The 14,676-nt window shown below is 67.3% G+C and carries 12 protein-coding genes; 6 read left to right on the plus strand and 6 right to left on the minus strand.

What is annotated here, in order from left to right; genetic code table 11:
- The first annotated feature begins 30 nt into the window (after positions 1-30).
- Positions 31-459, plus strand: coding sequence for a rhodanese-like domain-containing protein (locus tag DES44_RS00085; RefSeq protein ID WP_058936734.1), 429 nt, complete (start codon positions 31-33; stop codon positions 457-459).
- Between the two features lie 235 nt (positions 460-694).
- Here DES44_RS00085 and DES44_RS00090 read toward each other — a convergent pair whose 3' ends face one another.
- The 3 genes from DES44_RS00090 to DES44_RS00100 all read right to left on the minus strand — a co-directional run bounded on the left by DES44_RS00090 (position 695) and on the right by DES44_RS00100 (position 2,650).
- Complete coding sequence (locus DES44_RS00090; RefSeq protein WP_058937647.1) at positions 695-1,177, minus strand: CreA family protein; 483 nt, start codon at positions 1,175-1,177, stop codon at positions 695-697.
- A gap of 121 nt (positions 1,178-1,298) precedes the next feature.
- Positions 1,299-1,664, minus strand: coding sequence for an antibiotic biosynthesis monooxygenase family protein (locus tag DES44_RS00095; RefSeq protein WP_058936733.1), 366 nt, complete (start codon positions 1,662-1,664; stop codon positions 1,299-1,301).
- The gene (locus tag DES44_RS00100; RefSeq protein ID WP_116001238.1) at positions 1,661-2,650 is read right to left on the minus strand and encodes a cytochrome P450 family protein; all 990 of its coding nucleotides are present in this window, start codon (positions 2,648-2,650) and stop codon (positions 1,661-1,663) included. Before DES44_RS00100 ends, DES44_RS00095 begins: the two co-directional genes overlap by 4 nt.
- Positions 2,651-2,735: 85 nt before the next feature.
- Here DES44_RS00100 and DES44_RS00105 point away from each other — a divergent pair, with 85 nt between their 5' ends.
- From DES44_RS00105 to DES44_RS00120, 4 genes are all read left to right on the plus strand, one after another.
- Positions 2,736-3,434: an ArsR/SmtB family transcription factor gene (locus tag DES44_RS00105; RefSeq protein ID WP_058936731.1), complete on the plus strand. Its 699-nt coding sequence runs from the start codon at positions 2,736-2,738 to the stop codon at positions 3,432-3,434.
- Complete coding sequence (locus DES44_RS00110; RefSeq protein ID WP_058936730.1) at positions 3,431-4,258, plus strand: DUF72 domain-containing protein; 828 nt, start codon at positions 3,431-3,433, stop codon at positions 4,256-4,258. Before DES44_RS00105 ends, DES44_RS00110 begins: the two co-directional genes overlap by 4 nt.
- A 184-nt stretch (positions 4,259-4,442) precedes the next feature.
- Complete coding sequence (locus DES44_RS00115) at positions 4,443-5,672, plus strand: GGDEF domain-containing protein (RefSeq protein WP_083525902.1); 1,230 nt, start codon at positions 4,443-4,445, stop codon at positions 5,670-5,672.
- 48 nt (positions 5,673-5,720) lie between these two features.
- On the plus strand, positions 5,721-6,833 hold the full coding sequence (locus tag DES44_RS00120) for a calcium:cation antiporter (RefSeq protein WP_058937646.1): 1,113 nt from the start codon (positions 5,721-5,723) through the stop codon (positions 6,831-6,833).
- A 21-nt stretch (positions 6,834-6,854) separates the two neighbouring features.
- On the opposite strand, the gene DES44_RS25865 is transcribed toward DES44_RS00120, so the two are convergent.
- The 3 genes from DES44_RS25865 to icmF form a co-directional block, all read right to left on the minus strand.
- Positions 6,855-8,411: a methyl-accepting chemotaxis protein gene (locus tag DES44_RS25865; RefSeq protein WP_058936728.1), complete on the minus strand. Its 1,557-nt coding sequence runs from the start codon at positions 8,409-8,411 to the stop codon at positions 6,855-6,857.
- Between the two features lie 186 nt (positions 8,412-8,597).
- Positions 8,598-10,142 (minus strand): methyl-accepting chemotaxis protein, encoded by a 1,545-nt coding sequence (locus tag DES44_RS25870; protein WP_058936727.1) that lies wholly within the window; start codon positions 10,140-10,142, stop codon positions 8,598-8,600.
- A gap of 153 nt (positions 10,143-10,295) precedes the next feature.
- Positions 10,296-13,589 carry a fused isobutyryl-CoA mutase/GTPase IcmF gene (icmF, locus tag DES44_RS00135; RefSeq protein WP_058936726.1) on the minus strand — a complete coding sequence of 1,098 codons (3,294 nt, stop codon included), beginning with the start codon at positions 13,587-13,589 and terminating at the stop codon, positions 10,296-10,298.
- Between the two features lie 251 nt (positions 13,590-13,840).
- Between icmF and DES44_RS00140 the strand changes: the two genes are divergently transcribed.
- Positions 13,841-14,437 (plus strand): ANTAR domain-containing response regulator, encoded by a 597-nt coding sequence (locus DES44_RS00140; protein ID WP_058936725.1) that lies wholly within the window; start codon positions 13,841-13,843, stop codon positions 14,435-14,437.
- The last annotated feature ends 239 nt before the right edge of the window (positions 14,438-14,676 follow it).

Consider the following 14,676-nt stretch of genomic DNA (forward strand, 5'->3'; position numbering starts at 1 on the left):
TGCATTCAAAGCGCCAACGCAGGAGCAGGCATGATCCCGACCCCCCCTCTGCCCACAAGCCCAACCAATGCTGTGACTGCTGTGCCGCCAGCAGCCAGCGCGGACGCATTGGCGCACTTCGAGCAGGCCTTCCGCTTTGAGACGGACTGCTGGGACGTGCATGACGCGATGTCGAGCGGGGAGCCGGGTTTTGTGCTGGTGGATGTGCGCAGTGCTGCGTTGTATGCGGAGGGGCATGTCCCGGGCGCGATGTCATTGCCGCACGGCAAGATCACCGAGGGCAAGATGGCCGCATACCCGAAGGACACGCTGTTTGTGGTCTATTGCGCGGGCCCACACTGCAACGGTGGGCACCGTGGCGCTGTGCGCCTGGCGCGACTGGGCCGACCGGTCAAGTTGATGATCGGCGGCATCACTGGCTGGTTGGATGAAGGATTCGCTTTGAACCGCACTGCCTAGAACACAGCGCACAAGACCCCCACGACCGATTGATTTGCGCCGCAAACAAAGCGAGGCAGGCCACTACCGGAGGACAGCCGCTCCTTAAAGTACGTGGCGGACCACCGTATCAGAAAGGCGCGGCCGGGGGCTTCTTTGCGGAAGTTAAGAAGGGAATGGCCGGCGCAGCCGGACAGGAATGACATGGAGCAAAGAAGCCCCCGGCCGTGACTTTCGAGCGAAGGCAAAGAAGCATTTACTTCAACGGAATCGGCGTCCCCCGATCCACCGGCACTGCTGTCACGCTGTTCTGCGGCGACCCTTCGATCACCCGATCCGAATACGTCAGATACACCAGCGTATTGCGCTTCGGATCGATCATTCGGACCACTCGAAGCCGCTTGAAGACGAGCGAGCGTCGTTCCGAGAATACTTCTTCCTGCCGCGGCAGCGGCTTCGGAAAACTGATCGGCCCGACGGCACGACATGCGATCGACGCATCCGACTTGTCTTCGGCCAACCCCAACGCACCCTTGACGCCACCGGTCTTGGCGCGAGACACAAAGCAGGTGACCCCTTGCACGCCGGGATCGTCATAGGCATCCACCACGATTTTGTGATCGGGCCCGATCAGCTTGAACACCGTGTCCACCTCTCCGATGGCATCGGACTCGGCAGCGTGGGCGCTGCCGGGCCAGACAACTGCCAGGGCGGCGACGACCAGGCCGGTGGCGGCCATCGTCTGCAGGATTTTGCGCTGGGAAGCGAAAGGGAAACGATCAGAACGGGACATGCAGGCTCTCCTTGAATACGGCGTTGTAGCACGGCGCATGCCTGCCTCGCGTACGGAGTCTGTGGCCTCACCGTGACCGCGGAGTCGCTCCGCCGTGCACTTGCTGGCTGTCGCGCGGGGCCTCGTCGCGCTGATGCAGCCCGTAGTCTCGCACCACCTCCGCCACTCTCAGCCGATAGTCGTGAAACACCCCTGCGCGCCCGGCCACCTGCGCGGCCCGATGCTCGTCCAACTGCCGCCAGGCCCGCACCGCGTCCTCATCACGCCAAAACGACAAGGACAGCATCCGGCGCGAGTCGCTCAGGCTCTGGAAACGTTCGATGCTGATGAACCCATCCATCGTCTCCAGAACCGATCGCAGGTCCGCGGCCCGTTGCAGATAGTGCTCACGCTGGCCATCGGCCGGCACCACCTCGAAGATCACCGCGATCATGCGACGTCTCCCTGGTCGAGCGTTGGAGACGCCCCCGATTCAAACATCACCAGCGCCATATTGGGCAACGCAACTGTGTAATGGCCCGCAGGCAGCGCACGCACCGTCTGCCCAGCCGCCCATTCCAGCGCAGCCTCCGCGGTCGTGAGGGCCAGGCTTTCGCCGGGGCACCGATGGGGGCCTTCGCCGAAGATCAGAGACCGGTCTGTCAGCGAGACCGCCAAGAGCGTGCCGGCCGCCACCAGGCGCCCTGACACCTCGGTCGTCCGCTGCGCAAACCGACGCGTCAGCCGCACGGCACCGCCGCCACTGGCGATGTCGCGAAGCCCTTCGCGACCCGGCGCCAACCCGGTCCTCACCAGATGAAGAAGCCCATGCCCCAACAGCGCCGTCCCGGCTTCATGGCTCTGCCACAGCATCGACAGCCGATGGGCCTGGCCGGTCAGCGCATCGGCCCAGCGATAGCCAGCGGTGCCATGCAGCCAGGAATGCTGCAGCGGAGCATCCGGGGCCGTGGCCTCGGCGTCACGCAGGGCCAGCAGCAGCGCCTCGGTCGCCTGATTCCCGGCTTGCACCGCGCAGGGCGAAGCGTTTTCCGCCAGCGCCGCTGCGACCGCTCGAAGGCGACGCACCAACGCACGCTGCTCATCCACCGAGCCCATGTTCATCCCAAGCAGCCCGGCCACGGTCGCAGCAGGCACGGCCCAGACCCAGTGGTCCCAGCCATGCTCCCCCGCCGCCATAGCAGCCTGCCGCTGCGCCTCGCGCCGGACCGCTTCATCGGGCAGGGATCGCAGCACCTGGGTAAGCAGCGCTTTCTCCCCGGCATGCCGTGCGTCATCCCGTTGCCGCAACCATCGGACAAACACGTCAGCCAGGGGGCCGCCTGCACGGGCCAGCGTGGCGGGCCGCGGCTGACCGGGCGGGCGCACGCCCAGATCGGGGTGATGCAGCAAGGCATGGGGGCAGGGCGTCGTGGGGGGCATGGGTGACAGGTGGGAAGGGAGTGAAACCGGGGACACCGACATGGTCTGCCACTGCCGACGAGCATGCTTCGCTTAGGATCGAAACATGAATGCGCACCTGACCGCGGACGAAGCGCTGGCCCACATTGCGGGGAGCATGGCGGAGCCCGTTCGAGCGCGCATGCTGTGCTGCCTGATGGATGGACATGCACGGACGGCGACCGAGCTGGCGGCGGTCGGCGAGGTCGCCGCTTCGACGGCGAGTGCGCATCTGGCACGTTTGCTGTCGCAGGGACTGGTGGTCTGCATGGCGCAGGGGCGGCACCGTTACTACCGCTTGGCGGACGACACGGTCGGGCAGGCTTTGGAGGCCCTGCTGGTGGTGGCGGGTCAAGCCCGCCCGAGCTTTGAGCCGAGCACACCGATTGCATTGCGTGAGGCCCGGCGGTGCTACGACCACCTGGCGGGCCAATGGGGCGTGCGCCTGCATGACCATGCGCTGAGTCGCGGCTGGATCGAGCCGCAGGAGGGCAGCCCCGGTGGTTATCTGATCCTGCCTCTGGGTCTGGAGGCCTGGCAGGCACTCGGGGTGGATCTTGGGGCGGCACAGCAGGGGCGTCGGCGCCCGGCCTGTGCCTGCATGGACTGGAGCGAGCGGCGGCCGCATCTGGGCGGTGCGCTGGGAGCGGTGTGGCTGCAGACCTTGTTGGCGCAGGGCTGGCTGGAGCCGGCGCTGGACAGCCGGGCGCTGACGGTGACTCGGCGGGGCCGCAGCCGCCTGAATCAACTCTTGGAGACGACATGAGCGAGCTTCGCGGAGCTTCCTCCGCTGCAGGGACGGCATCGATCCGGGTGGGTGTGGGGGGCTGGACCTATGCACCGTGGCGCGAGACCTTCTACCCGCCGGAGGTCTCAGCGGCCAAGGAGTTGTACTACGCCAGCCGCCGGCTGAGCGTCATTGAGATCAACGGCACCTACTACAGCACGCAGCGTCCGGCGACCTTTGCCAAATGGCGCGAGGCCACGCCGGACGGCTTTGAATTTTCGATCAAGGCCCACCGCCTGACGACCAACCGGCGCGTCCTGGCCGAGGCGGGCGAGTCGGTCCAGCATTTCCTCAACAGTGGGCTGTCGGAGCTGGGCGAGAAGCTGGGCCCGATCCTGTGGCAGTTTGCGCCGACCAAGCGTTTCGACCCGGACGATTTCGCGGCATTCCTGGACCTGCTGCCGGCGAAGCTCTCGGGCCTGCCGCTGCGACATGCGGTGGACGTCCGTCACGACAGCTTCCGCACGCCGGCCTTCCTGTCGCTGGCACGCCGACATGGGGTGGGAGTGGTCTTCACCGAATCCGACGACTACCCGCCCCTCCCGGATCTCACCGCGGATTTTGTCTACACCCGCATCATGCGGACCCGCTCCGAGCTGACCACGGGCGTTGACGCGCCGACACTGGACGCCCTTGCCGCGAGCGTGCGCACCTGGCAATCCGGCTCCCAGCCGACGGGCCTGCCCCTGATCGACCCGAGCCACGTCCCCGCGCCCCAGCCGCGCGACGTCTACCTCCTCTTCATCAGCGGCGCCAAGGAACGCGCCCCCGCCGCCGCCCAAGCCCTGATCACAAGAATGTAGCCCCCAGTCGCTTCGCTCCTGCCCAAAGCTCCCACGCTCCGCCGCCCCCCGCACGGCCCCCGTGGCCGTGCCCATCAAGCCACACCCGCGGGACTGGCTTTGCCAGACCGCCGGGTGGCGCCCCTCGGGGGCAGGAGCGAAGCGACTGGGGGGCCTGTATCCACAGAGCGCATAATTTGCGGTGATGATTCACATCCCCACATTGATGCTGGCACTGCTCAGCGGCTTTGCGATGCTGGGTGTTCAACTGTGGATAGCCCGTCGGAGCCGTCTGCGCTATCTCGACCTGGGCGTCTGGACCTGGGGCTCCTGGCTCCTGCTCTTCGGCTTCTGCCTCCTCGCGTCCCGCATCTTCCTCCCGCTCTGGTTCTCTGCCGTCGGGGGCAACGGCCTCATCGCCGTCGGCATCGTGATGTACTGCGAAGGCATCCATCGCCACGTCACCGGGCGCGGCCTGCCCCGCTGGTGGTTGTGGGGCGCCCCGGCCGTCGCCTGCCTGCTCATCGCCTGGATGCTGGCCTGGCCCCTGTATCTGCGCACCATCGGCATCTCGCTGCTGTTCGCGACGCTGCTGCTGCCCGGCATCGGGGTGCTGCTGGGTCCCGGCTGGCGCGCCGAATACTCGCTGCGCAGCGTGGCCCTCACCCTGATCCTGGCCACGGGCAGCCTGCTGCTGCGAGCGGTCCATGCCGCGCGCCATCCCGAGGACTATCAGCACCTTCTGCAAAGCAGCCTCGGCCAGGGCCTGACCTTCCTCTTCAGTTTCATCTGCCTCATCGGCGCCGGCTTCGGCTTCGTGCTGGCCAACTTCGAGCGCGTGGCCAGGCGCATGGAGGACATGGCCTCCACCGACGCGCTGACCGGCTGCCTCAACCGCGCCACCGCCGATGCGCTGCTGCGCCATGAACTGGAACGCGGGCGCCGTGAGAACACGCCAGTGGGCTTCGTGCTGCTGGATCTCGATCACTTCAAGGTCGTCAACGACACCCACGGCCACAGCGCCGGCGACACGGCGCTGCAATGCTTCGTGGCGGAGGTGCGGCGACGGCTGCGGGCGTCCGATGTCATGGGCCGATGGGGCGGCGAAGAATTCGTGCTGGTGCTGCCGTCCACCGACCAGGCCGGCGCCTCCCGGCTGGTCGAGCAGATCCGCGAGGGCGTCCAGGCGCTGCAGATCCGGCATGCATGCGGGGAGGTCTTTCGGATCACCGTGTCAGCCGGCGTGGTCATCGCGCAGCCGCATGAGCATCTGAGCGCGGAACAGCTCTTCACGCTGGTGGACCAGGCGCTCTACCAAGCCAAGGGCGCGGGACGCAACCGCGTCCATGTGCAGGACAGCGCGGCGCCGGCGCCTGCATCGTCCACCGGTGCCCACCCCGGCAGGCCGCCCTTCGCGCCGGACGCAAGCGCCTGAAGCCTGGGCCCGCGTCGGCCCCCGCGCGGCGTGGTCTATGCTCGGACCATGTCTGCCACCACCACCTCCTCCTTCCTGAGCCGCCTGCCCGCGGCATTGCCCCTCTGGACCTTGCTGGCTCCCGTGGCCGCCGTTGGCGCGCTGCTGGGACTTGGCGGCGGTGGAGGATGGCTGGTCCTGTCACTGGTCAGCGTGCTGCTGATCGCCGCGGTGCTCGCGGCGGTGCACCATGCCGAGGTCGTCGCCCATCGGGTCGGTGAACCGTACGGCTCACTGGTGCTGGCGGTGGCGGTGACCGTGATCGAGGTCGCCCTGATCGTCTCGCTGATGCTGGCAGGCGGCGAAACCACCAATACGCTGGCCAGAGACACCGTCTTCTCCGCCATCATGATCGTGTGCAACGGCGTGCTGGGACTGTGCATCCTGGTCGGCGGATGGAAGCATCAGGTGCTGCGATTCCGGGTGGACGGCACCAGCCCCACGCTGGCGGTGCTGGCTGCCTTGTCGGTCCTGACGCTGGTGCTGCCCGCCTTCACCACCAGCTCGCCGGGCCCCACCTTCACCCGAAGCCAGCTGTTCTTCGCGGGCGCGGTGTCGCTGGTGCTCTATGGCGCCTTCGTGTTCGTGCAGGCCGTCCGCCACCGCGACTACTTCCTGCCGGTCACCGGTGCGGACGACCAGCACACCCACGCCGAGCCGCCCAGCAACCGGGTGGCGCTGGTGAGCCTGGCACTGCTGATGGCGTGCCTGGTGGGGGTGGTGGGCCTGGCCAAACTGCTGGCACCCACCATCGAGAAAGCGGTCAGCAGCATCGGCGCGCCGCCGTCGCTGGTGGGGGTGATCGTGGCGCTGCTGGTGCTGCTGCCCGAGACGGTGGCCGCCGTTCGCGCGGCGCTTCACAACCGGCTGCAGACCAGTCTGAACCTCGCGCTGGGGTCGGGTCTGGCCAGCATTGGCCTGACGATTCCAACGGTGGCGGTGCTCTCACCCCTGTTCCCGCATTCGCTGGTGCTGGGGCTCTCGCCGCTGAGCATGGTGCTGCTGTTCCTGACCTTCATCGTAGGCGGCCTGACCCTGGGCGGTGGGCGAGCCACCGTCCTGCAGGGGGCGGTCCACATGGTCGTGTTTGTGGTGTTTCTGTTCCTGGCCGTGATTCCTTGATGGGTGGGCTTGCTGGAGCATTCAGCGCCTGACCAACCGGAACGCGCTGACCAGCTCATTGAGCTGCTGGGCCTGGTTCTGCAGGGAACCGGCGGCCGCCGCGGACTCTTCCACCAGGGCGGCGTTCTGCTGCGTCATCTCGTCCAGCCGCTGGACGGCCACGTTCACCTGCCCGATGCCGCCGCTCTGCTCCGCAGCCGCGGTGGCAATCTCATTGACGATTTCCGCCACCCGTCGCACGCCCTGCACGATCTCGCTCATCGTCTCGCCGGCATCGGTCACCAGACGGGTGCCGGCGGACACCCGCTCCACGCTCTCGCCGATCAGCGCCTTGATCTCCTTGGCGGCCGTGGCACTGCGCTGGGCGAGCGCCCGCACCTCGCCGGCGACCACGGCGAACCCGCGACCCTGTTCACCCGCCCGGGCCGCCTCGACTGCCGCATTCAGCGCCAGGATGTTGGTCTGGAAGGCGATGCCGTCGATCACGCCGATGATGTCGTTGATCTTGCGCGAGCTGGTTTCGATCTGCTGCATCACCTGCACCACCTCACCCACCACTGCGCCCCCCTTGGACGCGGAATTGCGGGCTTCGCTGACGAGGTCATTGGCCTGACGGGCCGAACTGGCGGTGTGGGCCACCGTGCCGGTGAGCTCTTCCAGCGACGACGCCGTCTCCTGCAGATTGGACGCCGTCGACTCGGTCCGTGCGGACAGGTCCTGGTTGCCGGTGGCGATCTCCCGGGTGGCGACGTTGATGGTCTCGGTGCCTTCCCGCACCTGGCTGACCATGCGCCGCAGCGAGTCCTGCATGCGGCTGAGTTCCCGCAGCAACACGCCGATCTCGTCACTGCGCTCGACATGGATGTCCTGACTCAGGTCCCCGCTGGCGATGGTGGCGGCCACCTCGCCGGCATGCACCATCGGTGCCCGTACCGAGCGCGTGATGCGCCAGGCGATGAGCACGCCCAGCACCACGGCCAGTCCGGTCAGCACGATCATCAGGCTGGCGGCCTCACGGGCCTGCCGCGCCTGCTCTTTGGCGAAGTCGTCGGTGTCTTCGGCGATCAACGCGGTCAGCTTGTCCACGGTGGCCAGATAGTCGGCCGCCGCAGGTGCGAGCGTCTGGTCCACCTGGCGCTGGCCGCTGGCCGGGTCTGCCTTGATGGCCTCCATCACGGACTTGCGAATGTCCACGTAGCGCTTGCGGGCCTGGGCGATGAGGGCCATCTGCGCTTTCTGGTCCTTGTCCTCGATGTCGGACTCGAGCTTGGCCTGCAGCTCATTGATGCGCTCGGTGGTCTTGCTCATCTGCCCGCCCAGATAGTCGATCAGCTGCTGCTGACCGCCGGACTTGGCGATGGACATCACCCGGTTCAGGTTGAGCTCGGTGGAGCCGCGCCACTGGAAGGCCATGGTGCGGCGCTGCTCCTGCTCATGCAGCGCGTCACTCAGACGCATCATCTCGCGCAGCTTGTAGACGCCGACGCCGGTCATCAAGGCCGCCATCGCCAGCACCGCCGCAAAGCCGACCTGCAGCAGCGTGGTGATCTTCATCCGGTTGAGTTTCTGGAACAGCATCGCAACCCCCAACGTCTCATGATGTGTACGTTGATTATGGGAGTCGGGGGACGCGAGCGGCAAGCGCACGGGCAGGGGCGACTGAGCCACTTGTCACGGCCGGAGGCCGCCGTCCGGGACAACGCTGCGCGGGGCAGCGCTGTCCTCACAGTTCCTACGCCAGGCTTACGAATGCGCTACCCAGAACTAGGCCAGCTTGAAGACCCGCACCAGATCCGCAAGCTCCGCGGCTTGTTGCTGAAGGCTGTCCGCGGCCGCGCTGCTTTCCTCGACCAGGGCGGCGTTCTGCTGCGTGACCTGGTCCAGTTGCGTCACCGCCAGACCGATCTGCTGGATGCCGCGCGACTGCTCCTGGCTGGCCGACGCGATCTCCTCGATCAGTACGCTCACCTGGCGGACCTGCCCCACGATGCCCTGCATCGCCTGACCCGCATCGCCCGCCCGCTGGGAGCCGGAGGCCACCTGATCGGCGCTATGGGTGATCAGGGTCTTGATCTCGCGCGCTGCCTGCGCCGACCGCTGGGCCAGGGCCCGCACCTCGGAGGCCACCACCGCAAACCCTCGACCCTGTTCTCCGGCGCGCGCGGCCTCGACCGCCGCATTCAGTGCCAGGATGTTGGTCTGGAAGGCGATGCTGTCGATCACCCCGATGATGTCGGCGATCTTGCGCGACGAGGCGCTGATGCCGTCCATGGTTTTGACGAGGTCGGACACCACGGTCCCGCCGGCATCTGCAGCGCGGGCTGCTTCTGATGCGAGGGTATTGGCCTGTCCCGCCGTAGCCGCGTTGTTGTGGACCGTGCTGGTGAGCTGCTCCATGGACGCAGCCGTCTCCTGGAGGCTGCTGGCCTGTTCCTCGGTGCGCTGGCTCAGATCCAGGCTGCCGGTGGCGATCTCGCTGGAGCCGGTGGCGATGCTTTCGCTGCTGCCGCGAACGCGCGTGACGATGCCTCGCAGGGAGTCGGTCATGGCCGCGAGGGCCGCCACCAGGCGAGCCGCTTCGTCCGCGCCGGTGCTCGCGCTGCGTTCTCGCAAGTCGCCTTCCGCCACCGCCTCGGCGAAGGTCACCGCTTCCTTCATCGGCTCGGTGATGGAGCGGGTGGTCATCCAGGCGGCCAGCATTGCCAGCAGAACGGCCAGGCCGGTTGCAGTGAGACACCACAGCCGCACCGAAGCGCTGGTGGCTTCGGCTTCACGATAGGACTCGGCGCCCACCCGGACCTGCAGGTCCAGCAGCGCATCAATCGCGGCCTTGGCCTGGTTGCCCAGCGGCACGATGCGTTCGCCGTACATCGCCTGCGCTCCCGCCACGTCGCCGCTCCTGAGCGCGTCACGGGCGGCCAGCAGGCCTTCCTTGACATAGCGGGTGCGGACCTCCGTCAAGGCCGACGCCAGGCGTCGCTCTTCGTCGGTGAGGTAAGTGGCCAGGTAGGTCTTCCAGATCTCGGACACCTTGCCGATGTTGGTCTGCAGCTGTGCGTCCAGCTCGGGCAGACGGGCGGGCTCGCGCAGCATCTCCATCACCAGGATGCGGTTGCGCAGCATCAGGCCGTCGATGTCGCCGATCTGCTTCAGCGGCAGGGTGCGGTCCTCATAGAGCGTCTTGAGCTCGCTGAAGACGCGCCCGCTGCCACGGATGCCGAGTGCTGAGATCAACACCAGCAGCACCAGCATCAGGCCAAAGGCCAGGGCCAGGCGGGTGCCTGTATTGACATTCCGGAGCAGTCCCATCGTGCACCTCCCGAGTGCGCGCCTTTGGAGCTTGGCTGACGAGGATACCTGGCGCCTGGCGATCCGAAGCGCCAGGTCGTGCGGGGCGCCCTAAGGTGCCAGAATGCAGTCCTCGTGCCAAGGGGGGGAGGGTCCTCCCCAGGGTGTCCGATGTCACATGCTGCGCCGGTATTGGCCGCCCACCTCGAACAGTGCCGACGTGATCTGACCCAGGGAGCAGACCCGCACCGCGTCCATCAGCACTTCAAACACATTGCCGTTGTCGATCACCGCCTGCTGCAGGCGCTGCAGCATGGCCGGGCTGGCGTCGGCATGGCGGGACTGGAAGGCCGCCAGGCGTTGCAGCTGGCTGGTTTTCTCCTGCTCGGTGGAACGGGCCAGCTCGATGTGCTCGGGCACCGGGTCCCCATGCGGATTGCGGAAGGTGTTCACGCCGATGATGGGGTACTCGCCGGTGTGCTTGAGCATCTCGTAGTGCATCGACTCTTCCTGGATGCGGCCCCGCTGGTAGCCCGTCTCCATCGCGCCCAGCACGCCGCCACGTTCGGCGATGCGCTCGAATTCCGCCAGCACCGCTTCTTCCACCAGTTCGGTCAGCTCCTCGATGATGAAGGCGCCCTGGCTCGGGTTCTCGTTCTTGGCCAGGCCCCACTCGCGATTGATGATGAGCTGGATGGCCATGGCCCGCCGCACCGATTCCTCGGTGGGGGTGGTGATGGCCTCGTCGTAGGCATTGGTGTGCAGCGAGTTGCAGTTGTCGTAGATGGCAATCAGCGCCTGCAGCGTGGTGCGGATGTCGTTGAAGGCGATCTCCTGCGCATGCAGGCTGCGGCCCGATGTCTGCACGTGGTATTTGAGCTTTTGGCTGCGCTCGTTGGCGCCGTAGCGGTCGCGCATGGCCACCGCCCAGATGCGGCGCGCCACCCGGCCCAGCACCGTGTATTCCGGGTCCATGCCGTTGCTGAAGAAGAAGCTCAGGTTGGGCGCGAAGTCGTCGATGTGCATGCCCCGGGCCAGATAGGCTTCCACGAAGGTGAAGCCGTTGGACAGGGTGAAGGCCAACTGCGAGATGGGGTTCGCGCCCGCCTCGGCGATGTGATAGCCGCTGATCGAGACCGAATAGAAATTGCGGACGTTGTGCCGCACGAAGTAGTCGGCGATGTCGCCCATCACCTTCAGCGAGAACTCGGTCGAGAAGATGCAGGTGTTCTGGCCCTGGTCCTCCTTCAGGATGTCGGCCTGCACCGTGCCCCGCACCTGCGACAGCACGGTGGCACGCAGCTGAGCCGCTTCTTCCGCGCTCGGCTCGCGGCCTTCCTCGGCGCGGAAGCGCTCCAGGCGCTGGTCGATGGCGGTGTTCATGAACATCGCCAGGATGGTGGGCGCCGGGCCGTTGATCGTCATCGAGACCGAGGTGGCCGGATCGCAAAGGTCGAAGCCGTCGTAGAGCACCTTCATGTCGTCCAGCGTGGCGATGCTTACGCCGGAGTTGCCCACCTTGCCGTAGATGTCGGGGCGCGGCGCCGGGTCGGCGCCGTAAAGCGTCACCGAATCGAAGGCGGTGGACAGGCGCTTGGCCGGCATGCCTTCGGACACGAGCTTGAAGCGGCGGTTGGTGCGGAAGGCATCGCCTTCGCCGGCAAACATCCGGGTCGGGTCCTCGCCTTCGCGCTTGAAGGGGAACACCCCGGCGGTGAACGGGAAGTAGCCGGGCAGGTTCTCCAGCATCAGCCACTTCAGCAGTTCGCCGTGATCTTCATACTGCGGCAGCACGACCTTGCGCACGCGGGTGCCGGAGAGGCTGGTGGAGACCAGGGCGGTGCGCTGTTCGCGGTCGCGGATCTTCACGACGAATTCATCGCCCGCATAGGCCTGCTGCACCTGCGGCCAGCGGCTCAGCAGCTCGCGGGCATCGGCGTCCAGCCGCGCCTGGCGGGCCTGCGCCAGCGTCTGCAGCGCGGTGACGTCGAACGATCCATCCGACTCGGTCAGCATGGTGGCGCTGGCCTGCAACTGCTGCACTTCACGCGCCAGCCGGGCCTGGGCCCGTGCGCGACGCTTGTAGCCGCGCACCGCATCGGCGATCTCGGCCAGGTACCGGGCGCGGGCCGGCGGCACGATGGGCGTCTGGTGGGTACTGAAGCGGGTGCTGGCCACCGGCAGGCGGCCGCCGGTCAGGCCCAGGCCCAGCTCGGCCAGGCGCGGCTTGAGGGCCTGGTAGAGCGCCGTCACGCCGTCATCATTGAAGCGGCTGGCCATGGTGCCGAAGACCGGCATCTCTTCCGGCTTGCGTCCCCAGGCTTCGCGATTGCGCTGCACCTGCTTGGCCACGTCGCGCCAGGCATCCGCCGCGCCCTTGCGGTCGAACTTGTTGATGGCCACGAACTCGGCGAAGTCCAGCATGTCGATCTTCTCGAGCTGGCTGGCCGCGCCGAACTCCGGCGTCATCACATACATCGGCACATCCACATGCGGCACGATGGCGGCGTCCCCCTGGCCGATGCCGGACGTCTCCACGATCACCAGGTCGAAGCCGGCCACCTTGGCCGCCGCGATCACATCCGGCAGCGCCTTGGAGATCTCGGACCCGAAGTCTCGCGTCGCCAGCGAGCGCATGTAGACGCGCGGCCCCGCTGCCCAGGGGCTGATGGCATTCATGCGAATGCGGTCGCCCAGCAGCGCACCGCCGCTCTTGCGCCGCGACGGGTCGATGGAGATGACCGCCACGCGCAGGCGATCGTCCTCATCCAGACGCAGTCGGCGGATGAGCTCATCAGTCAGGCTGGACTTGCCCGCACCGCCGGTGCCGGTGATGCCCAGCACAGGCACCCGCAGGCCGGCGGCGGCGTCGCGCAGGGACTGGGTGAAGGCCTGGAACCCGGGGTCGGATTGCTCGTTCTCCAGCGCCGTGATGACGCGCGCCAGCGCACGCCAGGCTGCTTCATCGTGGCCCTGCAGCGCATCGAGGGAGTAGGGCGCTTGAGCAGCGAGCGCCTTGTCGCAGCGCATCAGCATTTCGCCGATCATGCCCTGCAGGCCCATGCGCTGCCCGTCCTCCGGGCTGTAGATGCGCACGCCGTGTTCATTGAGGTCGCGGATCTCGGCCGGCACGATCACGCCGCCGCCCCCGCCGAACACCTGGATGCCTTCACCGCCGCGCTGGCGCAGCAGCTCCACCATGTACTTGAAGTATTCGACGTGGCCGCCCTGGTAGCTGCTGACGGCGATGCCCTGGGCATCTTCCTGCAAGGCGGCGGTCACCACCTCGTCCACCGAGCGGTTGTGGCCGAGGTGGATCACCTCCGCCCCCATGCCCTGAAGAATGCGCCGCATGATGTTGATGGCGGCGTCGTGCCCGTCGAACAGACTGGCGGCGGTCACGAAGCGGACCTTGTGGGTGGGGCGGTACTCGGCCAGGGCCTTGTACTCGGCGGACAGCTCGGTCATGGATAGTCTCCTGCTGGGTCGCCCGCGCCCGTCTGTGTGCGGACCGTGTCGCTCGTGGCGACGCTGGGCATCCCGATGCGGCCGATTCTAGGCGTCGATTGACGTTAACGTAAACGGGATCCAAGGGTATACCCTTGAAAGCAGCGATCGGGCCGACGGCATGGAACTTGCGCCCGCGGCCCGATGTGAAAGCCCCACGTCCCCCCGCCACTGCTGCGCCGGATCCCTCCCCAGAGGGCGCCGGCGTCCCTTTGCCTGCCACCCAGGGCCTGCGGGTTTTGCTGATCGATGATGGCGCCCACCGGGTGCATCTGATCAGCGAAGAGCTGGCGCGCCAGGGCTGCGAGGTGGTGGGCGTGATCGAGCAGGCCACCCTCATTCACGACTGCGTGCTGCGCCTGCAGCCGGATGTGGTGATCGTGGATGCGGAGTCTCCGACGCGGGACACGCTGGAGAACCTGGCGACCCTGTCGGCCCGCATGCCGCGTCCGGTCGTGGTGTTCGCCGAAGACGCCGACCAGACCCCCATGCGCCGCGCCATCCAGGCCGGGGTCAGCGCCTATGTCGTGGCGGGCCTGCAGACCCAGCGCCTGGCGCCGGTGCTGCACGTGGCCATTGCCCGCTTCGAGCAAGACCGGGCGCTGCGCGACGAGCTGAACAAGGCCCAGGAACAGCTGGCCTCCCGCAAGCACATCGAGCGGGCCAAGGGCATCCTGATGAGCGAAATGGGCCTGGACGAGGACAAGGCCTATCAACGCCTGCGCAAGCTGGCCATGGACCGCGGAGAGACGCTGGTGCAGGTAGCGCAGCGGGTCATCGATGCGCACGACCTGCTGCGGCCCGGCTGACGCGAGGCGGGCGGCAGCACATGGACGCATCGCCGCCGCGCACCCATCCAGCGCACCAAGGCCACGCACCAATGCAACGCGCGATGCCACGCAATCGTGCATGGCGGGGCCAGCCAGCGCCGAGGCATGCTGGCCGCGTGCCTGCCTGTGATGGAACGGCTCTCAGAGGAGAACCCCCGCAGCATGCCATCGCTTTGAGCCCCGCTGGCACGCTTCCTGCAAAGGACTGAGTGAGGGCC

Origin of the sequence: Roseateles depolymerans (assembly GCF_003387155.1) — a bacterium.
GTDB lineage: Bacteria > Pseudomonadota > Gammaproteobacteria > Burkholderiales > Burkholderiaceae_C > Roseateles > Roseateles depolymerans.